We start from the raw sequence: 21,956 nt of genomic DNA, 5'->3' as shown, positions 1-21,956 counted from the left end.
TATTAAGCATAATTGTCAGTACAAGCATCTTTTTCATCTGCTAAAGGTGATTCCTTAGCAAAAGTTATTGCATCAGCGATTACTTTCTTTACACTTTCTTCCATTTCATCAAGTTCACTTTCAGTCGCAATTTTATTTTCAACCAAATATTTTTTAAATGCAACATTTGGATCTTTTTCTTTCCATTCGTCAACTTCTTTTTTATCTCTATATTTTCCTGCATCTGAAGCAGAGTGACCAAACCATCTATAGCTTTTCGCTTCAACCAAAACAGGTCCATTACCTTCTCTAGCATATTCAATAGCTTCACTCATAGCATCATAAACATCTAAAACATTATTTCCATCTTCAACATAAAATGATTTTACTTTATAGGCTTCTGCTCTATCAACAACTCTTTCAACAGTCATTGATCTTTGTTGAGACATTGAAATACCATATTTATTATTTATTACATAAAATATTAAAGGTAATTTCCATATTGATGCCATATTTAAACATTCATGAAAACTTCCTTCATTTGTAGCACTTTCACCCATACAACAAACAACAACATTTCCTGTCTTTTTCATTTTTTGAGCAAGAGCTGCACCAGTACTTAAACCATGTCCACCGCCAACAATACCATTACATCCCATATTATTTACTTCCAAATTGTAAAGATGCATACTGCCTCCACGACCTTTACATTGACCAGTAGATTTTCCCAAAATTTCTGCCATCATTTTATTTATATCAATACCTTTTGTAATTGTTTGACCATGTCCTCTATGATTTGAATACATTAAATCTTCTTTTCTCATTGGATAAATAGCACCTACATTCGCAGCTTCTTCCCCAACAGAATAATGTGTCATTCCATGTATAAATCCTCTTGAATATAATTTACTAAGTTCCATATCGAAATGTCTTATAAGCAACATTTTATCATACATTTCTAAAAGTTCTTTTTTTGTTAATTTTTTTGAATTACTCACAACAAACCTCCAAAATTTTATATCAAAATTTTTATTTTGTATTTTCTATTTACCTCATATTAATAAGATATATCAAAACTTATTTAATTTTTTAACAATAAAATTTTAGAAACACAATAATTGTGATTCAAATCACTATAATCTTTAATTATTTTATTACTTTTTTGTAATCATTTTATTTTTTATCCAATTATGATAAAATATATCTGTTAGAAAAATTTTAAAGGAGAATATTATGAAAAAATTTTTAAAAATATTTTTAATATTAATGACTTTTCTTCTAGTGTCATGTTCAAATAATAAGAAAGACAAACAAAGCGATAATTCAAAAACTTCAAATACAGAAATAGTAACAGCAATTAAAAAACAAGAGTACAATTTGGATCCGAAATTATCAGACAGCCTAAATAATGATTCAGTGGTATCTCAACTTTTTGAAGGTCTTACTGAATATTCATCTCATGGAAAAATAGCCTTAAACCAAGCTGAAAGCATAGAAAAAAGTGCAGATTTTAAAAAGTGGACTATTACTCTTAGAGATAATTTAAAATGGTCTGACGGATCAGATATTACTGCAGAAGATTATGTAGAGTCTTGGATGAGCATTTTAAATTATGAAAATAAAAATCCTAATGCTTTTAAACTATTTTTTATTAAAGACGCAAAAAAACTATACGATGGAAAAGCAAAACTCAAGGAATTTGATGGGATTAAAATTTTAAACAAAAAAACAATAGAAGTAACTATGGAATATCCTGTTAAAAATTTCGATGAAATACTTTCAAATGTCTTTATGTTTCCTACTAAAAAAGGTACTAAGATAAATAAAGAGAATCTTATAACTAATAGTGCTTTTAAATTAAAAAGCTATAATGATGAAGAAATAATTTTAGAACAAAACGAAAACTATTGGGATAATATAAATACAAAAATAAAAAAAGTAACTTTAAAATTAGTTGAAAATGAAATACTGGCTTATCAGCTTTTCGACTTAAAACAATTAGATTTCTTTGGCCTTCCATTTTATGAAATTCCTTATGAAAGACGACTGGATTCCAGTAAAAAGCCGGAACTTCTAAACTTTAAAACTAATATTTTTGAATTTTTAAAATTAGACACAAACAATAAAATATTAAAAAATGATACTTTAAGGAAAAATTTGAATGATTTAATAGATTCTAAATTTTTAGCTGAATTCATTTTGTATAATAATTCAGTCCCTATGATTCAAAGAGAAAATTTAGTTTCAGAACAAATTTCAAAATTAAAAAATGAAGTTGAGGAAATTTTAAAATCTTCAAATTTACAAAATGAGGTTCTTACCTTAAGCGGTAATGGAACAAAATTATCTGAAAGAATTTTGGCATCTCTATCAAAAGAGTGGATTGATAAATATAAAATTAAAGTAAGTATAAAAAACGACGGAACTTCAGAAATAACACATTCAATCTTTAATATTGGAACTACCGATGATTTGGATATAAAATACTATATTAATCACTTTTTACAAAATGATGACTTCTCAAAAATGTACACTTCTATTGAAGATATACAAAGAGATAATCTTATTTTCCCACTATATAAACGTTCATTTTCTGTTCTTGTTCATAATAATATACAAGGACTTCATATAAATCCAAATGGACTATTATTAATAAAAAATTTATTAAAACACTAAAAATCTCTTTTTCTAAGATGCTTCGCTTTTAGAACATTGTTATTCTACAATAAAAATTAATATTTAATTATTAATTTTTTGTGATATAATATAGCTGATGTAAAAATTACAAATATAGGAGTTTAGGTTATGAAAAAAATTTTATTAATTTCAACAGGTGGAACAATCGCATCAATGCCAACCGATGAAGGATTAACCCCAAAAATAAATTCAAAAAAGCTACTTGAATACTTAAATTTTACAAAACTTGATTTTGAAATAGATACAGTAAATCTTTTAAATGTAGATTCAACAGATATGCAACCGGAACATTGGTTAAAGATAAAAGATGAAATTCAAAAAAATTATGAAAAATATGATGGCTTTGTAATTACACATGGTACTGATACAATGGCATATACAGCTTCAGCTCTATCATATCTAATACAAAACAGTCAAAAGCCAATAGTTTTAACCGGTTCACAAAAATCAATAGATATGCATATAACAGATGCAAAAAATAATTTATTAAATAGCCTTTTATATGCCTCAAAAAGCAATTCAAAAGGTGTTAGCATTGTTTTTGATGGAAAAGTAATTGCAGGAACAAGAGCCAGAAAAGAAAGATCAAAAAGCTTTGATGCTTTTTCATCTGTAAACTTCCCATTCCTAGCAATTATGCAAGATGAAAAAATTTATAGATATATTAACTGTGAAGAAAATGAAAAAGAAGTTAAATTTTATGACTCATTAAATACTAATGTTTTTGTATTAAAATTAATTCCTTCTATGACTGCTAAAATACTACCTGAAATTTTCAAAAACTATGATGCAATAATAATTGAAAGTTTCGGCGTTGGTGGAATTCCAAAAACAATAGAAACAGAACTGAAGAGATTAATATTAGAATACGACAACGAAAAAACTATAATAATGACAACACAAGTTCCACAAGAGGGTTCTGATGTTGGAGTTTATGAAGTCGGAAAAAGAATAAGTTCAATCTCTTACTTAGAATCCCAAAATATGACAACAGAAGCAACAGTTACAAAAATAATGTGGATTTTAGGAAATTTTGGTAATGATTTTGAAACAGTAAAAAAATTATTCTATACAAAAATAAATAATGATATGATATTTAAAGAAAATTAATAAACTTTAAAACTAATTTTTTATAACAAAAAACTCAGGATTTTAAAAACCCTGAGTTTCAGAGTCCAGACAAAGCATAAATTTTGTCTGTGCTTTTTTTATGTATTTTTGTTTTTAATTAAAAATTATATGAAAATTTCTCAAAATCTTAAATTTTATATAAATTTCTCTGAAAATTAAAAAATTAGGTCTCTTTCTACCTAATCTACTCATCATATTTGCTAATTTTTTCATATTTAGACACGCAAAAGTTAGGAGAGCTTTTATTTGCATTTTTGCTTTCCCTTTTTCATTTGTATATCTAAATCCATGATATTCTTTTACCGTTCCGAATGTTCTTTCTATCGTCTCTTTTCTTCTTTTATATTCTTCTTTTCCTCTCTTTGTATATCTGTATTCTTCACATTCTTCTAAGTAACTCTTCCATATATGTCTTGTTATTACTTTTTGTTTGTTTTTACTTTCTGTACATTTCTCTAAATTCTTACACTTACTACATTTTTTCCTATCACTTCTATATTCTCTATATCCTTCTCTTGTTGTCGTACTATATTTTATTATCTCATTTTCCGGGCAGATGTAACAATCATAATATTCATCATATACATAATCTCTTGGATAAAATCCTTCTTTTCTCTTTCCTTTTGGGCTTGTGTATGGTAATACAGGTTGTATTTTATCATCTATCAACATCTTTGCTATTGCCGGTGTTTTATATCCTGCATCCATTACTATTTTTCTTACTTCGAATTTCTTTAAGTCCTTTTCGTAAAAATCCATAAATGTTTCACTATCATGTAAATTTCCTGCATAGCTTCTACAAGCTAATACCCAGCCATTTTTATCACAACTTGTCTGTACACTATATGCAAAAACCTCTTTATGTTCTCCTTTATGGAATAATCCACTTTCTTTATCTGTTGTACTTTCTACTTTTTTTACTATTTCTTTTCCATTGGTGGGTCTTAATTCCTTTTTCCCTTTTAATTCTCTATCTTTTTTTATCTCTTCATTTAACTGACTATGATACTTCTTTGCTTTCTTTTCTATCTTTACTTCTATATTCTTATGTCTATTTGCATGTGCTTTTACATGTGTTGAATCTACAAATTGTATCTTTTCATCTACAAAGCCTTGTTTCTCTGCTTGACTTAATATATTTACAAATATCTTTTCAAATATATCTGTTTCCTTAAATCTTCTCTTGTAATTTTGTCCATATGTTGTATAATGTGGTATATTATCATAAAAATCATATCCTAAAAACCATCTATCTCCTAAATTAATTCAATCATATGTTTTGTTATATCCATAGATTCAGTTCCTAAAACACTAATTTCATACATTTTATTTCTTTTTACATCAATAATTTGACAATTTGTTTCTTCACAATTCATATTATTTTGCTCTTTTATTGAAATATAACCATATTCATCATCTAAACTTTCAAAACCTAAAAAGTAATTGTTTTTATTTATTGTATCAAATATTAAAATTTTAAAATCTTCTGAGCTTTTTTCAGATAAATATTTTTCATCATAATCAAAACCTTCAAAGCTTATATATTCACTTAAAAATATGGCATTATCAGTTGTCAAATAGCCTTTTAACTTTTCATTATATTCAAACCAACTAGGAATTCTCAACGAAAAGTCTACATCTTTCAAAAATTTATCATAAAAATGATATCCAACTTCATATCTAACTTTTCTATATACAAAATTTGATGATGAGAATTTATCAACTCCCAAATATTTATATATTTCTCTACAATATTTTTGTGGCAAATGTATTTGTACATTATTTTCAATTAAGTTTTCAAACATAAACATAACCATAGATAATCTTTCATCAAAATCATCAACTAATGTCAAATCTTTTAAATTATTCCAAACATGGTAAAGCAAATAATTTTCATCACAATAAGGATCAATTACTTTTTCACTAAATAAGAAAACTCTTCTATAGATTGTTTCAAAATCTTTTTTATATAATTCTTCAAACTCCGAAAGAGAAATTACTCCTGTATAAGTACAAATATAATCATCAGTAGTTATAGGAAATGATTTTTTATTATCCATAAAAATAGACTTAATTCTAATATTTTCTTTGTTATTTAAAATTAAATCCGCTCTATCTTTAAACCAAAGAACAAACTTTTCTTTAAGTTTTTTAATATCATTATCTGTATAGAATCCCGTGTCATCTTTAATTTCAAATTTACAACCTAAAAATTCAAAAAGTTCATTAACGAAATCAATAACTAACAAATGATAACCCATTCCGTAATAGCAAGTTTCTGTTCTCATTTCAATTTCTTCATCAATTTTAAAATTACAAGAAAGATAAGGAAGAATTTCAAAATTTAAAACTATAGAACCATCAATTTCTTCAAGTGAATATCCATAATTATCATCTTCAGCAAATTCATCAATTTTTTCTAAAAATCCGTCTATATCATATTGAAATTTAATGCTTATACCAAAATTTTTCATAAAACACCTCTATATAAAATCACATCATACTCATTTATTTTATCACAAATTTCAAACAATATCAAACTGTTATTAGGACTCTCTTTTGTGGTATAATAAAATCAGTTAATATGATTTTTTAAGGAGAGAATGTTATGAAACAAAAATTTTTTAACTTTATGAAAGATAGATATGGCGGAGATGTTTTAAATAATATTATAATCTACCTTTCACTGGGATTTGCTATTGTAAATCTTTTTAAGAAAAGTGATATTTTAGCAATAACTTCATTAATTTTATTTTCTATTGCTATGTTTAGGATGTTCTCAAAAAACAAGAGAAAAAGAGCTATGGAGCAAGTGAAATTTTTTAATCTAATTTCTCCAATATACTCAAGACTTTTAAAATTTTCATCCAAAGACAGAAAAAATTACAAGTATTTTAAATGTAAAAATTGCGGACAGGAACTTAGAATTCCAAGGGGAAAAGGAAAGATAAAAGTAATTTGTCCACATTGTAAACATGAAGAAATTAAAAAAAGTTAGAGTAAATTTTATATAAAAAACCTAATCTACACAAAATAGATTAGGTTTTTTCTTTTAATTACTTATATTTTTTCTTTTTTATTATTATACTCGCTATTCCTAACAAAGTCGGAACTAATATCGAATTACTGGAGATATTTGTTTTTGGTAATTTTTTATTTGTTTTGTTTTTATCTATAACTTTATCCTTATCTATTATTTTATCTTTTTCATTATTTCCTTTTTTATACTCAACTGCATACATTGAAAAATGTCCTGTTTTAAATATTATAGATTTTTCATTTTGAGTAAAAGTTTTTTCTTCCAGATTTCCTTTTTTGTCAATATAGTAAACCTTATTTACCGTTTTACCTTTTTCTCTAGGAATTGAAACTGTATAATCACCATCTTTAATTTTAACTTTTTCATTAGTTATCTTATTTACAAATGAGATGTCAAAGATTGAAACATCTTTACCTTTAAATGCTAAGAAGTCTTCTCCATTTATTTTTTCAACAACAAGTATAAAGTCTGATAATCTTTTCCCTGAAACTGAAATATTAGTTTTTGGATCAGTTAATGTTGTAATCAAGTCATCTTCAGGTTTTTCTTCAGGATTAGACGGTTTAACACCATTTAATTTTGACAAACTTTCACTTAAAGCTTTTGTTAAACTGTCAATATTTTTTTGACTTATAGGATTATTTAAAGCCTCTTCACAATCCTTAAGAATCTTATCAAAATCTGATTTTATATTTTCCTCTGAATAAATATATTTATCAGAATTCTTAATAGTTTTTGCTTTTTCTATTTCCGTTTTTAAATTTTCAAGTTCTATGTTTTTTAATATAATTTTATGATGTTTGCTTTGTTCAAATTTTAGATGTTCTTTATTATAAGTGTAAACTTTAACTTTAATAACATTTTTTTCACTATCCATATTGTCATTAAAAGCATTCTTGTCTAAAAATGTTAGACTTGATGGAATAACAACTTCTTCAATTAGACAACTTTTGAATGCGTCTTTTCCTATTGTTTTGAGTCCCTCATTTAATATCAAATTTTTTAAATATCTGAATTTTTTATTTGAAGCAAAAGCTTGATCTTCAATAGTTTCAACTGATGATGGTATTTCAAGAGTTGTAATTCTATGTGATAAAAATGCATATCTTCCTATTGTTTTTACGGTGTTTGGAATATTTATGCTTTCCAATGGACAACCTGAAAAAGCTGATTGACCGATTGTTTCTACACCATCAGGAATATCTATGTTTTTCAAATTAAGATTTCTTGAAAAAATACCATTTGGTACAGTTTTCATATTTTTTGAAAGTTTTGCATAAGAAATATTATTTAATGAAAAAGTTCCCTCTCCCATTTTAACAACTGAATCCGGTATTTCAATGCTTATCAATTCATTACCATTAAATGCAAGAGTTCCTATTTCTTCCAATCCTTCAGGTAAGATAACTTCCTTTAACTTATTCTTTTGAAAAGCACTTTTACCTATTTTCTTTACTGTTTTTGGAATTTCAACACTTAAAAGACCATTTAAAGATTCTCCGGTATCTGTTGTATATTCATACTCTCCTGTATATTCAAAAGCATTGTCGCCAATTTCCGTTATAGCCTCTCCATTTTTGTTTTGATTAGGAATAACTAAATTTTTATTGTATTCTGATTTTTCCTTACCAAGCTCTGAAAAACCAACTATCTTAGTTCCTTCAAAAATAAAATCATTCTTATTATATTTTGCTTCTTCACTTAAAACAAGTTTTCCTTCCGCTTTTAATAACTCCAATAGTGCTTTATCAATATCATCTTGTTTAGCTGAAGCATCTTTTACTACAAGCTTTGCTTTTTCAAGTTCTTCTATAAACTTATTATATGAGTCTTCTGTATATAGAATTTTATTAATATTACTTAATCTTGAAATATTTTTTATTAATGCCTTTTTATTTGCACCATTTGGAACCAAATTTTCGATTGCTTTACTTAAACTTTTTGTTATTTCATCAATATCTTTTTGTGTTGAATTATGATTTAACATAATAGCTTTCGCTTCTGAATAAATATTTTCTAATTTTTCAAAACTTGTAGCTTCATAGTCCGATTTATCCAACTCTTTAGCTATTTCAAGTATTTTTTGAAGTCTATTACGGTTAACATCTTTACCAACTAAAACAAATCTATGATAATCACTATGTGGATTGATATAAGTAGAAGTTTCCAAATGTTTTTTATTTCTTGTGTATAAAATGACTTTTCCGTCTTCATTTCCGGTATTTTCAACAAATACATTTTGAAGAAGTTTAAATATACTAAATGGCAAATCTACCTCTTTAATTTTATTGTGAGCAAAACTGAAAGAGTCAAATTGAAATAGAGATACACTATCTGAAACTTTAAGCTCTTCAATCTCATTATACGCAAAGCTTTCATTTCCAACTTTTACAACAGTTTGTGGAATAAATAGTTTTTTAATTTTATTATTCTTAAAAGCATAGGATTCTATAAATTTAACACCATCAGGAATTTCAAACTCTTTTAAATTATTCTTTTGAAAAGCTCCCGTATCGATTATGTATTCATTGTATCCTTCTGAAATATTTATCTTAACTGAATTAAGTTCTTTATTTTCAAACGCCTTAGAACAAATACCTTCTATTCTCTTCTCAACATCAGCACCATTTTCTTTAATTATAACAGTTTTAGGAATTACCAAATCTTTATTTGTCTTTAATTTTTCAAGACCTTTTTCTGAAAAACCTGAAATTCCAAAGTAACTTCTTTTTGAAATTATTTTACTTTTTACATCTTCATAATTAAAGTCTTCAGCATTAAATTCTTTATTATTAGAAATAACTTTAACTTTTACCTTTATTTCGTATCTATCCAATACAGATTCTATTAATTCTTTGTTTTGATTTGCTTTTACATAAGCTCCATCTTTAAACTTTTTGAATTTGCCTGAAATAATTGAACCATCAGATATGCTTTCATTGACATCATAATTTATTTCTGTTTCAAAATACTCATCCAAAGAACCATCACTTGCACCACCTATTTTTACAAATCCAGATGTAAGTTTAATTTTATCTTTTAATTTTTTAATTATTTCTTCTTTAGAGTCACTTTCATTAACTTTTATTTCTCCGCAATCTAAAGTTATTTTTCTAGAACTACTACAAGAGCCATCACAAAAAGCTCTTACAAAAAGCATAATTTCTCTTCCGTGCGGAATATTTAACTCATTTTGATTTTTCAAGAATAGTTCATCGTGTAGGAATAATTTATTTCCATTCTTTGAAATACTAATATTTATATCATTACCATTACCGGAAAAAACTTTATGTCCTACATGTCCTAAATTTTCTCCAAATACAACATCATTAGAGATTTTACATTTTTCAAAGGCATTATCGGAAATTTTAGTCAAAGAATTAGGAAGATTAATTTTTTGTAAAGAAGAACAATTCGAAAATGCTCTTTTACCTATTACTTGCAAACCTTCATTTAATTTCAATTCTTTCAATGATGTTTTTACAAAAGCCATATCATCAATTTTCTTTAAAGTTGATGGGAAATTTATTTTTTCTAAAGTTGTAACACCTGCAAAAGCACCATTACCTATAATTTCCATTCCCTCATTTAAAACAACTGACTTTATTTTTTTCCCTTTAAAAGCCACTTTACCAATGGCTTTAACATCTACACCATTGATTTTTGCAGGTATAACTATATCTGTTTCATCGCCTGTAAATTTCGTTATTGTATTTGTATTTTCGTCAAATACAAATTTACTTTCGTCAGTATAGTTTCTAACAACCGACACCGGTTCATTAGCAAAACTGCTAATTGGCATTACAGTCAATAAAATCGAAAGTAATGCTACATAAGATAAAATTTTTTTGATTTTCATTTTAATATCCTCCTTAAAAGGAATTTTATCATAGTAGAAATTCTTTGTCAATTTATTAGTTATTTTATCTTGTATTATAACTATTTAATTTTAATTTAAAAAATAATAGATATAAGTAAATATTCTCAGTTGAAGTATTATTTGAATTTACTAAGATTGATGAATACTGACTCTTATAAATATTTTTTCAAATTTATAATAAATTATAAATAAATTTTATATAAAATTATTCCACTTTTAAAACACAAATAATTGAAAAGAATATAAAAAATTTTTTTATATAAAAAACCCCTAATCCTTTTTATAAGTTTTTAGGGGTTTTCATTTTTTATTATAACTTTTATTTTATTTTTTCTATAATTCTAGATTTTGTGTCAAAGTTATCATCTGTTCCTGTAAGTGATGCATTTTGTTTGGACATCCCAAACATTACATCTATAATATCTTTGAATGTGATTATATTTTTTGTTTTGCTTCCCAATTCATCAATTCCCTTTTGTTTAAATTCTCCTAATTTTGAATTAAATTCTTTTTGTGATGAAGTCAATTTATCACTACCTTCTTTTAATTGATCAGTACTTGAATCCATTTTTTTAAGTCCTTCATTAAGTGAATTAATAGCATTTGAAAATGGAATAATAGCTTGTTCTTTGAATTTAGATAATGAGTTTAAAATTTGAGATTGTGTTTTAAATTCACCTAATCCATTAGCTAATTGCCCAGAACCATTCTTTAAAGAATTAGAATTTTCATCTAATTTACTCATCGCTGATTGTAACATTCCCATTGCAACTTTATTTTGATTAGTAGCTGATTTTAAACTTTCAGTTCCAGTTTTAATTTTTCCGGTTGCTCCATCTAATTGTTCAATTGATGATTTTAAAATATTCAAGTCATCGCCTTTCAAACTTTCTGTTATTTTTGAAAGTCCTTTGTTTAATTCTAAAGAAGATTTTTCCAATTGTGATTTTGTCTCATTCATCTTTTCATAAACATTTGATAAAGCATTTGATAAATCGGTATTGCCTTTTAGTAGCATATCTGAATTAGTTACCAGTTTTGACATAGTTTGTCCTAAAGTATTTACTTTAGCTAAAGCTGATTGTTTTGATTTTAAAGTTTTTGATTCATTTAACAAATCATTTTTTGTTTTATTTAAAATGGATATTTCAGATGTCAAACTTCCATCTTTATTTTTGTTTGATAAATCATCAATGACTTTTTGAATATTATTAGCTTTTGCTTCTAAATATTTAATATCATTTTCTAAAGAAATATTAGAATTTAAGTTTTTTATTGAATTTTCAACTTGGTGAAATTTACTATTAAATTCTTGAGTTGAATTTTTTAATTCAGTAGATTTTTTTGAAATTTGTTCGATTCCGGAGACTAATGTTCCATAGCTACTTCCTAAATTAGTCAATCCTTGAGATAATTGTGATGACTTATTTAATAATTCATCCTTTTGAGCAATTATATTATCAAGTTTTTTAGTTCCAACTTTCATTTTTCCAGTAGCATATTTTAACCTTCCAACTCCATTATCTAAATCACTTGAGCCTTTAGCAAGTTGAGTTGCTCCATATTGAATTTTTTCAACATTTTTATTTATTTCACCTACAGCTCCTGTATAAATATTTACTCCGTTAAATAGTTTCACACTGCCTTCATACATTTCAGAAATATACTTTTGAATTACTCCAACTTTTGGTTCTAGAGAATCAAATTTACTCTTAATCGCTTTCATTGAATCAGATAATTTTTCTGTTCCTGAATAGAGTTTTTTTACTCCGCTTTGCATTTGACCAATTCCATTATTCAATTTGTCTTGCCCTTCGGCTAACTTAACAGAAGCATCAAATAATTTTTGTGAATTATCTTCTAATTGTTTTATCCCATCCTTTAATTTATCAAGTGAATCAATATTTTTCTTTTCTTGGAATAATTCATTTGTAATAACTGAATAGATTTCTATCGGTTTGTAATTTTTTATTTCCATTTCCAATGAAATTGTGTCTTTAAATAGCTTTAAATCTTTTTCTTTTAAAATATCTTCAAAATTTTGCTTCAATCCGGGAGTTAAAATTGATGTTACTATTTGATTTTTACCATCTTTAACTATTTTTACATCATCTGATTTTATATCGCTTACTTTATCATCACTAAAAATCATAGCTGTTGCCACGATATATGGTGAATATACCTCTTTATTTTTTCCGTTTATATTTTTTGTTTCATATCTATTGTTTTTAGAACTTAAAACTATCTTTAAATGTCCGGTTTTTCCTTCTAATTCAGAATTTTTAATTTCTTTATTATCCAAATAATATTTTACAGTCAACTCTACAGGTAAATCTTTATCGGTTTTTCCTTGATAATATATATCTTTTTTATCTTCGTTCCAGTTTAAATATCCATTTTTTCCTAAAACTTTTTCATCTGTTTTTAAATTTTTTACCTCTTTTAAATTGGATTTATCTTTTACTTTTATATTTTTATTGGAATTTAACCAAACTGATACTGTTTTATCTTTGACTTCATTTCCATCTACTGTTACATAAACCGTTTCGCTTTTCTTAATTACATTATTTTCTTGTGCAAATGAAACATTCACAATAACCATTGAAAAAAGCAAACTTAATGCTACAATTTTTTGAAATTTTTTATTCATTATCATCCTCTCCTCTATACTAAATTTTTTGTTGTTTTTTTAATAAATGGAAAAGTTACACTCAATATAGCCGGTAATAAAATTATTATTACTAACATACTTATAATAGCACCTCTGGCTAAAAACATACATATTGTAGATACTATTTCCATTTTTGAATAAAGTCCTACTCCAATAGTTGCAGCCATAAAAGATAATGCGCTTGTTACTATTGACTTGGAAGTTTCTTTTACAGAAACTCTCAAAGAATTATTTAAATCTTTTGTCTTTCTATATTCATGTAAAAATCTGTCAGTCATCAAAATTGAATAATCTATAGTTGATCCTAATTGAATTACTCCTATTATTATTGATGTGATAAATGGAATAGTCTGACCTAAATAATAAGGAATAGCCATATTAATCTGAATAGCCAATTCTATTGCAGATATTAAGATAATTGGTATTCCAATAGACTTAAATGCAACTGCTATAATTATAAATACGGTAATTATGGAAGCAATATTTACCATTTTGAAGTCTTTTTCTGAAACTTCTGTCAAATCATCGGTCAATACCGCTTCTCCTGTTAGATATCCTTCATCATCATATTTTGAAATAATATTTCTGATTTTTTCTATTTGTCTATTAACTTCAGGTGATGCGGTTTGATATTCCGAATTTATCATTATCATTTGATAGCCATTCTTCACAAAATTATCTCTTAATTTATCAGGCAAAAACTCAGCAGGTAAAGTAACTCCAGTTACAGAATGTGTACTCAATACACTATTAATTCCATCTACTTTTTCTAATTCATCAATCATAGAAGTTAAATTTGAGTTTGATAAATCTTCTTTAACAATAATAAAATGTGTACTTGCCATATTATAATCTTTTTTCATTTTATTTAGCGAAATAATTGAATCTAAATCTTGTGGTAAAGATCTATCAAGATTGTAATAAAGTTTTGTATTATTAGAACCTATAATAGCAGGTATAAAAAGCAATATAAATACTAATGCTAAAATTTTTCTTTTATTAATATCAAAATCAGCTAATCGATTAAATGAAGGTAACAAAACCTTATGATTATATCTATTTACAGCTTTTTCCGCAATTAAAAGCATCGGTGGAAGTACAATTACTGTACATAACAAACCGATTAGAACTCCTTTAGCCATTACAAGTCCAATATCTTTTCCTAATGTTAATCTCATTAAAATCAAAACCAAAAATCCGGCAATTGTTGTAAGTGAAGATGAAAATAAGGAAGTGAATGTATTTTGAATTGCCCTATCCATAGCTTCATTACGACTATTTCTTTTTTTCTTTTCTTCAACATACCTGTGATATAAAAAAATTGAATAATCCATTGTTACTGCTAATTGAAGAACAGCTGCAATAGCTTTGGTTAAATACGATATCTCTCCCAAAAATATATTAGTTCCAAAATTATAAATAACCGCATATCCTATTGTTAACATAAACACAAAAGGAATAACAGTAGATTCATTAGTAATACTCAATATAATCAAGCCTAAAACAATTGCTAGCCCGACATAAATAACAGTCTCTTTATCTATTAAATCCTTTGTATCTTTGACTAGTGAACTTACTCCACTCAAATATTTTTTATTTGATTGAATATTTCTTATGCTTTCGATAGCATTCATAGTTTTGAATGATGAAGCCGGTTCATTAAACTTTACCATCATCAATGTACTTCCTTTGGAATAAAAAATATTCTTAATTTTATCCGGTAAAAAATCACTGGGAATAGAATCTCCAATTATTGATGTTCTTGAAATAACATCTTCTACACCATCTATTTTCATTATTTCTTTTTTTAACTCTTCAGCATCTCTATCACTACCATCTAAAATTACCATTACTGTAGCTGCATTTTTAAAATCTTTATCTAAAATATTTTGTCCTTGAGTAGATTTTAAATCAGCAGGTAAATATGAAAGAATATTATAATTTACTCCCGTATTTTTGTAACTTATTATTGACGGAATCAATAACATTGTCATTATTAATAACACAAGTCTTGGATGGTGTGAAATAAATTTTGTAAATTTTCTCATATTAATCTCCATTACTTATCAATATTTTTTTTATTACTTCAAATAAAACAGCTTTCATTTCATCAATTGATAAAATAGAATCTTTCATAATTGCACTCTTACAAGTAGAAATTACTATTTCTATGGTTAATGAAAGGATATATAACTTTTGTGAATAAGAATATTTATGTGAAAACAACTTCTCATACTTACTAAGTATAAACTTTAAAGTTGTATCAGCCTCTATAAATCTTTTATCATTTTCAATCTTTGTATATAAAGTCCAATTAATATTTTGAGATATTAGCTCTAAATCGAATGGATTTTCAATCAAATAATCAATAATATAATTTAAAAAACAAATATATCTTTCAACAGAATCAGTATGAATACATTTATTTTCAGCATGAACAACTAAATCCATTGCTTTGTCTAAAATTATTTTTTCTTTTAAATCTTGTTTACTTTTAAAATATAAATAAAAAGTTCCCAACCCAAACTCAGTTTTTAACATAATATCTCTAATCGTCGTTTTCTCATATCCTTTTTCCTGAAATATATCAAGTGCGGCTTGAATAATTTTATATTCTTTACTCATTTTTTTATCTTTAATATTAGTCATAATTCTCTCCTTTTTATAAACTGAACAATGTTCATTATTTTTACATTGAATATTATAGCACTTTTATGAACAATGTTCAATACTTTTTTTAAAATTTTTTTATTATTTTTATGCTCTTATTGTAAAAACCTTATTATTAATTCAAACATAAAAAAAGCTAGGAAAGAATCCTAACTTTGATATATAATTAACTTTATTTATTTGTAGCTCCCTTACTTTTTAACAATTTTTCCATTTTTTCAGTATAATGTACACTTCCGTCAGAAAGTATCCAATAAGCCTCTGCTCCATTTACTTTTTCCAAAAGTTTTTTTCCTTCTTCAACATCCATTAAAAATAAACTAGTTGATAGAAAATCTGCAAGACCGGAATCATTACATAAAACTGTTACACTTTTAATTTTATCTTTAGGATAACCGGTTTTTGGATCAATAATATGATTATATGCTTTATCTCCTACAAAATAAAATCTTTGATAATCACCACTCGTTACTGCACAAGTTTCATCAGTATAAATAACCTCTTTAATATCAACTTTGTCAGAATCAAACTTTGGATCTTGAATTCCTATTCCCCATTTATTTTTATCTTTTTCTAAAGGACTTCCAATTGCTTTTACATTTCCTCCAGCTGAAATTATTGCAGATTTTAATCCCATTGATTTTAATTTATTCATAACTTTTTCAACTGAATAACCCTTTGCAATAGCCCCAACATCTAGCTTCATATCCTTATCTTTTATAAAAACCGTACTCTTTTCCTTATCAATTACAATATTATTAATATCTGTATGTTTTAATCCCTCTTTTATTTTGTTTTCATCAGGAAGTTTTCCTTTAAGATTAACTGCAGAATCTTTTTCAGCTCTCCAAAGCTCTGTTATACTTCCTAGAGCAATATTATTTTTATCAGATAATTTTTTGTAATTTTCAATAGAAAATTCCAACAGCTCTATAATCTCTTTATCAACCTTTACAGGTTCTTTTCCGGCATTGTCATTTATAGATTTTATATTATTTTCGCTTGCATTTTCAAAAGAATTGTAAAGGTTGTGATACCTTTTCATATCTTCTTCCAATACTTTAAAATATTTATTAAATTCCTCTTCATTCTCACAATAAGCACTAAATGCTATATCTGTATCAAAAACGCCAAAAAAAGATTTTGAGAATTTCTTAAAACTTGTACTCTCATTCTTTTTAATCTCATTTTTAGAATCTACGTCTTTACTTTGTTTTGAACAAGCTCCAAAAACCAAACAAAATAATAACAATCCTATAACACTTCTATTAAATCTCTTCATATTTCTCCAACTTCTATTAAAATTTTTTGTTTTTCAAATACCAAATAGGATATATACTCGAAAATCCGTCATAAATATCATTAATCTTTTTTATCTTTTCATTTATAATTTCATCATCTACATCTTTATTTTCAACAAAAATATCATATAAATTTTCAATTATAGTATATACACCCAAAAGCTTGAAAAACATTCTGGGAACATTATTGTCAAAATATCCGTCAACAATTCCAGTTAATAAATTTGTATTATTATAATATAAATTCAAATTCCTAAACTCAAAATAAGAATCTGATCTTAAAATTTTATATTCCTCTACAATTTGAAATTTTCCATCTTTTGTAATTTTAATATCCTCAAGGCCGTTAAGTCCTATAATAGTAGTACAAGTCCTATCTTTTAAGCAATATTTATTTCTTTCCAAAAAATCTAAAAGAACATAATCAAGATTTCCTCTATACTGACCAAGACCATATTTATGCAAAAATTTATTTATCCTATAATTGTAATGCTTATTCCATCTACCACAATCACAGCCTTGAAAACTTTTATGATATTCAAAAATAAATTTTCCAATTTTAAAGCCTATATTATAAGACTCTTCATCAGTCAAATTATTTTTTTCATCAATAATAAAAGGAATAATTCTATAACAAAACTTGTCATTTAAAATTCCAATATCTTCATAAGAAATATTAGAAAACTTTTCAGATAATTTATTTAAACAATCAAAAATTTTACTTATTTTAGAAAACTTACCAAAAGGAAACAGATTTAAAATATACTTTTCTTTTTTATTTTCCAAAATAAATTCTTTTTCACTTATTTTATTTACTTTTAATTTATTTTTTTTTACAAATTCTATGTTTTTTACCAACTCAAGCATATTTTCCCTCTATGTACTAAACTCCAACAGATTTTAATAGCGCCTCATTAACTTTTTTCATAAAGAACTCATCTGTATAGCCAACCTTTTCTCTAAGTCTTTTTTTATCTATGGTTCTTATTTGCTCCAACAATACTACAGAATTTTTGGGAAGCCCAAATTCTGCAGAAACTTCGACATGTGTTGGAAGTTTGACTTTATTCATCTGAGAAGTTATAGCTGCAATAATAACAGTAGGACTATATTTATTTCCAACATCGTTTTGAACAACTAGTACAGGTCTTACGCCTCCTTGTTCAGAACCTACAACCGGACTTAAATCAGCATAAAAAATATCTCCTCTTTTTACCTTCATATATCTTTTCTTCTAGTAAAAACTAAAAGTACTCCCTCTTAAATAGTATTACCTATTTATTATATATTTTTAAACAAAATAAATCAACACTTAATAATCATTATTAAAAATATTTGTAGCATAAATATTAAAATTTTTCATAAAAAAAAGTGGATATAAATCCACTTTTAATATTAAACCTAATCAGAAGTAATTTACTACTTTAATTCTACAGTAGCTCCTACTTCTTCTAATTTAGCTTTCATTTGTTCAGCTTCTTCTTTAGAAACTCCTTCTTTAACAGCTTTTGGAGCATTGTCAACTACTTCTTTAGCTTCTTTTAATCCTAAGCCACTTAAATCTTTAACAGCTTTAACAACTTTCATTTTTTCTGCTCCAACTGATGCTAAAATTACATCAAATTCAGTTTTTTCTTCTACTGCTGCAGCTGCTTCTCCACCAGCTACTGCTCCAACTACTACAGGTGCAGATGCAGAAACTCCAAATTTTTCTTCTGCTGCTTTAACTAATTCATTTAATTCAAGAACTGATAATTTTTCAATTGCTTCTAATATTTGTTCGAAATCCATAATATACCTCCTAAAATTTTACGCAACCATTAAGCTGCTTCTTCTTCTTTTTTCTTTCTTAGTGCATCTAACATATACACAAAATTTGATACCGGAGCTCTGAAGCTTCCAAGTAATTTCGCAATAAGTACTTCTCTTGAAGGGATGTTTGCAACAGCTTTAACGCCTTCGTTGTCTAAAATTTTTCCTTCTAAAATACCTGCTTTTATAACTAATTTGTCATTTGTCTTTGCAAATTCATTAGTAATTCTTGCCGCTGCTGTTAAATCTTCTCCTGAGAATGCAACTGCACTAGGTCCTTCTAAATATTGATTGAAATCTTCAAAGCCTAATTCTTTGAAAGCTAATTTCATCATAGTATTCTTATAAACCTTATATTGAACACCGGCTTCTCTATACTTATTTCTTAAAGCCGTTACTTGTTCAACAGTTAAACCTCTGTAATCAACTAAAACTAAAGAACCTGATTTCTCAATCTTTTCTCTAATTTCTGATACAACAGCTTGTTTTTGTTCTAAAACAAAATCTTTCATCTTTTCACCTCCACCAAAGGCTACATATTAAAAAATCTCTACCAAGAGTAGAGATAAAATACATAATAAAGTATTTCCACCTATGTAGGATTTTTAAACTGATGTCCCTACGGTCTTGGGTAGCCTATAAAATTAACACATATATTATACCATATTTTAAAATAAATGCAATACTTTTTTTACAATTTTTTCGTATTTCTTTTATTTAATTTTTATGGTAAAATATATACATTATTAAAATAGATTAAGGAGAGATAATGATAAAATATTTTTTAGTTTTACTTATTTCAATGGTACCGGTAATTGAATTAAGGGGTGCCATTCCATACTCACAAGCAATGGGACTTCCGATTTTAAATTCATATATAACTGCAATAATAGGAAATTTAATTCCTGTTCCATTTGTTTACTTTCTTGCAAAAAATTTTTTATTATGGGGAGAACATAAAAGATATATTGGAAAGTTTTGTAAAAAACTTTTATTAAAAGGTCATAGAGCCGGAGAAAAAATTTTAAAGAAGTCAGGTAAAAGTGGAATTTTAATTGCCCTTGCAATTTTTATAGGTATTCCATTTCCGGGAACGGGTGCATATACCGGAATGCTCGCCGCAAGTATCTTAGATATTGATTTTAAAACAAGTTTATTAGCAGCTATAATGGGATTAGTTCTTTCAGGAATAATTATGGCAACAATAAGTTTTAATATTTTTTAAATTGGACAACTATGTTGTCCTTTTCTATTGCAAAAAATCCAAATTTTAGTTATTATATATATAAGATATTTATTATCTAATATAAATTTGGAGGTAATGTATGGAATTTAAAATTGGCAATTCCGGAATAGTTAAGGTTTTTTCATTCTTTGAAGGAAACGATATTTGCGGAATAAGTAAAGAGTTAATATCTTATGTAAAAGAAAACAAACTTTTTAACGGAAAAAGAGGCGAAGTTTTTTCTAATCTTGGTCCAAACACAGAAAATATAATTTTATTGGGATTAGGAAAAGAAGAAGAAAATTCTTTAGAAAACATCAGAAGATCTTACCTTTCTCTTGGAAAAACTTTAAAAGCTAACAATGTAAAATCTTGTAATATAGAAATCAAAAAATTTGACGGTATTTGTTATAAATTAACTGCTCAAGCGATGATTGAAGGTATTATAAATGTTACTTATGCTTTTGATAATTTCTTAAAAGAAAAGAAAGATAAATTCGAATGTGAAGTATTCTTTGATGTTTTAGAAGACAAAAAAGAAATTGTAGAAAATGGAATTAAAGAAATTGAAGCGATAATGGAAGCAGTATTTATGTGTAGAGATCTTGTGAATAGACCTGCAAATGATATTTATCCGGAAACTTTGGCAAAATTTGCAAAAGAAGAACTTGAAAAAGTTGGAGTAGAAGTTGAAGTTTTAGAAAAGAAACAAATAGAATCTTTAAAAATGGATGCTTTTCTAGCAGTTGCACAAGGTAGTGACCTACCACCTAAATTTATAATTATGAAACATTTACCAAACAAAGATGAAAAACCTATTGTTTTAGTTGGTAAAGGTTTAACTTATGATTCAGGTGGATATGCAATCAAACCTGCTACAGGAATGGTTACTATGAAAACTGATATGGGTGGAAGTGCTTCCGTTATTTCAACAATGTATGCAGTAGGAAAAATGAATGTTCAAAGAAATGTAATAGCCCTTGTTGCATCTTGTGAAAATATGATTAATGGACATGCTTATAGAAATGGAGATATAATTTCTTCAATGAAGGGTTCAACTATTGAAGTAGTTAATACTGATGCCGAAGGAAGATTGACTTTAGCTGATGCTATTTACTATGGAGCTTCAAAATTAAATCCTGAATGCATAGTTGATGTTGCTACTTTAACAGGTGCTTGTATTCAAGCTTTAGGTTCAAGAGTTATCGGAGCTGTAAGTAATAATGATGAAGTTTATGCAAAAATTAAAGAATCAGCAGACTTTATGGGTGAATATTTATGGAGATTCCCTGTTTATGAAGAACATAAAGAAAGCGTAAAAGGAAAAGTTGGAGAATTACTAAATGCAACCGGACCGGGAACAGGTGGTGCAATTACTGCCGGAGTTTTCTTAGAACATTTCGTTGAAAATACTCCTTGGGTTCATTTAGATATTGCAGGTCCTTCGTTCTCAAGTTCAGCTTGGGGAACAAATCCTGAAGGAGCAAGCGGTACTCCGGTAAAAACACTTTACAATTTTGTAAAAAAATACAATAAAAAATAATTAAGAA

Annotated in this window: 17 protein-coding genes and 1 other annotated feature; of the genes, 5 read left to right on the top strand and 12 right to left on the bottom strand. The window is 26.4% G+C overall.

Translation table 11 applies throughout. The features are described from left to right. Window positions 1-2: 2 nt before the first annotated feature. Window positions 3-977 (bottom strand): thiamine pyrophosphate-dependent dehydrogenase E1 component subunit alpha, encoded by a 975-nt coding sequence (locus ACMX2D_RS01125; RefSeq protein WP_217198177.1) that lies wholly within the window; start codon window positions 975-977, stop codon window positions 3-5. Between the two features lie 235 nt (window positions 978-1,212). Between ACMX2D_RS01125 and ACMX2D_RS01120 the strand changes: the two genes are divergently transcribed. Together ACMX2D_RS01120 and ACMX2D_RS01115 are read left to right on the top strand one after the other, a co-directional pair. Further along, window positions 1,213-2,655, top strand: coding sequence for an ABC transporter substrate-binding protein (locus ACMX2D_RS01120; protein ID WP_414972409.1), 1,443 nt, complete (start codon window positions 1,213-1,215; stop codon window positions 2,653-2,655). A gap of 129 nt (window positions 2,656-2,784) precedes the next feature. After that, a complete protein-coding gene (locus tag ACMX2D_RS01115; protein WP_414972408.1) occupies window positions 2,785-3,786 on the top strand; it encodes an asparaginase in 1,002 nt (333 codons plus the stop codon). A 114-nt stretch (window positions 3,787-3,900) separates the two neighbouring features. On the opposite strand, the gene ACMX2D_RS01110 is transcribed toward ACMX2D_RS01115, so the two are convergent. Next, complete coding sequence (locus ACMX2D_RS01110) at window positions 3,901-5,073, bottom strand: IS1182 family transposase (protein ID WP_414972701.1); 1,173 nt, start codon at window positions 5,071-5,073, stop codon at window positions 3,901-3,903. Then, window positions 5,064-6,281, bottom strand: coding sequence for a hypothetical protein (locus ACMX2D_RS01105; protein WP_414972406.1), 1,218 nt, complete (start codon window positions 6,279-6,281; stop codon window positions 5,064-5,066). Before ACMX2D_RS01105 ends, ACMX2D_RS01110 begins: the two co-directional genes overlap by 10 nt. A gap of 134 nt (window positions 6,282-6,415) precedes the next feature. On the opposite strand from ACMX2D_RS01105, the gene ACMX2D_RS01100 reads away from it, so the two are divergent. Beyond that, window positions 6,416-6,805: a hypothetical protein gene (locus ACMX2D_RS01100; protein ID WP_414972405.1), complete on the top strand. Its 390-nt coding sequence runs from the start codon at window positions 6,416-6,418 to the stop codon at window positions 6,803-6,805. 58 nt (window positions 6,806-6,863) lie between these two features. Here ACMX2D_RS01100 and ACMX2D_RS01095 read toward each other — a convergent pair whose 3' ends face one another. From ACMX2D_RS01095 to rplJ, 9 genes are all read right to left on the bottom strand, one after another. After that, window positions 6,864-10,706: a leucine-rich repeat domain-containing protein gene (locus tag ACMX2D_RS01095; protein WP_414972403.1), complete on the bottom strand. Its 3,843-nt coding sequence runs from the start codon at window positions 10,704-10,706 to the stop codon at window positions 6,864-6,866. A 340-nt stretch (window positions 10,707-11,046) separates the two neighbouring features. Next, complete coding sequence (locus tag ACMX2D_RS01090; protein ID WP_414972402.1) at window positions 11,047-13,377, bottom strand: hypothetical protein; 2,331 nt, start codon at window positions 13,375-13,377, stop codon at window positions 11,047-11,049. 14 nt (window positions 13,378-13,391) lie between these two features. Continuing rightward, on the bottom strand, window positions 13,392-15,446 hold the full coding sequence (locus tag ACMX2D_RS01085) for an efflux RND transporter permease subunit (RefSeq protein ID WP_414972401.1): 2,055 nt from the start codon (window positions 15,444-15,446) through the stop codon (window positions 13,392-13,394). A 1-nt stretch (window position 15,447) separates the two neighbouring features. Then, a complete protein-coding gene (locus ACMX2D_RS01080; RefSeq protein ID WP_414972400.1) occupies window positions 15,448-16,047 on the bottom strand; it encodes a TetR/AcrR family transcriptional regulator in 600 nt (199 codons plus the stop codon). A gap of 193 nt (window positions 16,048-16,240) precedes the next feature. Further along, window positions 16,241-17,350, bottom strand: coding sequence for an FAD:protein FMN transferase (locus ACMX2D_RS01075; RefSeq protein WP_414972399.1), 1,110 nt, complete (start codon window positions 17,348-17,350; stop codon window positions 16,241-16,243). 16 nt (window positions 17,351-17,366) lie between these two features. After that, window positions 17,367-18,236, bottom strand: a complete 870-nt coding sequence (locus tag ACMX2D_RS01070) for a hypothetical protein (protein WP_414972397.1) — start codon at window positions 18,234-18,236, stop codon at window positions 17,367-17,369. Window positions 18,237-18,252: 16 nt separating this feature from the next. Continuing rightward, complete coding sequence (locus tag ACMX2D_RS01065) at window positions 18,253-18,591, bottom strand: type II toxin-antitoxin system PemK/MazF family toxin (RefSeq protein ID WP_414972396.1); 339 nt, start codon at window positions 18,589-18,591, stop codon at window positions 18,253-18,255. A gap of 197 nt (window positions 18,592-18,788) precedes the next feature. Beyond that, window positions 18,789-19,160 (bottom strand): 50S ribosomal protein L7/L12, encoded by a 372-nt coding sequence (gene rplL / locus ACMX2D_RS01060; protein WP_414970922.1) that lies wholly within the window; start codon window positions 19,158-19,160, stop codon window positions 18,789-18,791. 29 nt (window positions 19,161-19,189) lie between these two features. After that, window positions 19,190-19,693 carry a 50S ribosomal protein L10 gene (gene rplJ / locus ACMX2D_RS01055; protein ID WP_414972395.1) on the bottom strand — a complete coding sequence of 168 codons (504 nt, stop codon included), beginning with the start codon at window positions 19,691-19,693 and terminating at the stop codon, window positions 19,190-19,192. A gap of 20 nt (window positions 19,694-19,713) precedes the next feature. Beyond that, window positions 19,714-19,831, bottom strand: a sequence feature (ribosomal protein L10 leader region). Between the two features lie 119 nt (window positions 19,832-19,950). Between rplJ and ACMX2D_RS01050 the strand changes: the two genes are divergently transcribed. Next, a complete protein-coding gene (locus tag ACMX2D_RS01050) occupies window positions 19,951-20,406 on the top strand; it encodes a COG2426 family protein (RefSeq protein WP_414972394.1) in 456 nt (151 codons plus the stop codon). A gap of 100 nt (window positions 20,407-20,506) precedes the next feature. Further along, entirely contained in the window at window positions 20,507-21,949 is a 1,443-nt protein-coding gene (locus tag ACMX2D_RS01045; protein ID WP_414972393.1) for a leucyl aminopeptidase, read from the top strand. The last annotated feature ends 7 nt before the right edge of the window (window positions 21,950-21,956 follow it).

The sequence above is a fragment of the Parvimonas oralis genome (assembly GCF_047608425.1).
Classification (GTDB): domain Bacteria; phylum Bacillota; class Clostridia; order Tissierellales; family Peptoniphilaceae; genus Parvimonas.
The sequence above is the reverse complement of the archived record's forward strand: the minus strand, read 5'-3'. Positions and strand labels throughout refer to the sequence as shown.

Bases quoted from the DNA above. Each gene is read 5' to 3' on its own strand.
- ACMX2D_RS01120 (WP_414972409.1), top strand. From the start codon at position 1,213: ATGAAAAAATTTTTAAAAATATTTTTAATATTAATGACTTTTCTTCTA.
- ACMX2D_RS01115 (WP_414972408.1), top strand. From the start codon at position 2,785: ATGAAAAAAATTTTATTAATTTCAACAGGTGGAACAATCGCATCAATG.
- ACMX2D_RS01105 (WP_414972406.1), bottom strand. From the start codon at position 6,281: ATGAAAAATTTTGGTATAAGCATTAAATTTCAATATGATATAGACGGA.
- ACMX2D_RS01100 (WP_414972405.1), top strand. From the start codon at position 6,416: ATGAAACAAAAATTTTTTAACTTTATGAAAGATAGATATGGCGGAGAT.
- ACMX2D_RS01095 (WP_414972403.1), bottom strand. From the start codon at position 10,706: ATGAAAATCAAAAAAATTTTATCTTATGTAGCATTACTTTCGATTTTA.
- ACMX2D_RS01090 (WP_414972402.1), bottom strand. From the start codon at position 13,377: ATGAATAAAAAATTTCAAAAAATTGTAGCATTAAGTTTGCTTTTTTCA.
- ACMX2D_RS01085 (WP_414972401.1), bottom strand. From the start codon at position 15,446: ATGAGAAAATTTACAAAATTTATTTCACACCATCCAAGACTTGTGTTA.
- ACMX2D_RS01080 (WP_414972400.1), bottom strand. From the start codon at position 16,047: ATGACTAATATTAAAGATAAAAAAATGAGTAAAGAATATAAAATTATT.
- ACMX2D_RS01075 (WP_414972399.1), bottom strand. From the start codon at position 17,350: ATGAAGAGATTTAATAGAAGTGTTATAGGATTGTTATTATTTTGTTTG.
- ACMX2D_RS01070 (WP_414972397.1), bottom strand. From the start codon at position 18,236: ATGCTTGAGTTGGTAAAAAACATAGAATTTGTAAAAAAAAATAAATTA.
- ACMX2D_RS01065 (WP_414972396.1), bottom strand. From the start codon at position 18,591: ATGAAGGTAAAAAGAGGAGATATTTTTTATGCTGATTTAAGTCCGGTT.
- rplL (WP_414970922.1), bottom strand. From the start codon at position 19,160: ATGGATTTCGAACAAATATTAGAAGCAATTGAAAAATTATCAGTTCTT.
- rplJ (WP_414972395.1), bottom strand. From the start codon at position 19,693: ATGAAAGATTTTGTTTTAGAACAAAAACAAGCTGTTGTATCAGAAATT.
- ACMX2D_RS01050 (WP_414972394.1), top strand. From the start codon at position 19,951: ATGATAAAATATTTTTTAGTTTTACTTATTTCAATGGTACCGGTAATT.
- ACMX2D_RS01045 (WP_414972393.1), top strand. From the start codon at position 20,507: ATGGAATTTAAAATTGGCAATTCCGGAATAGTTAAGGTTTTTTCATTC.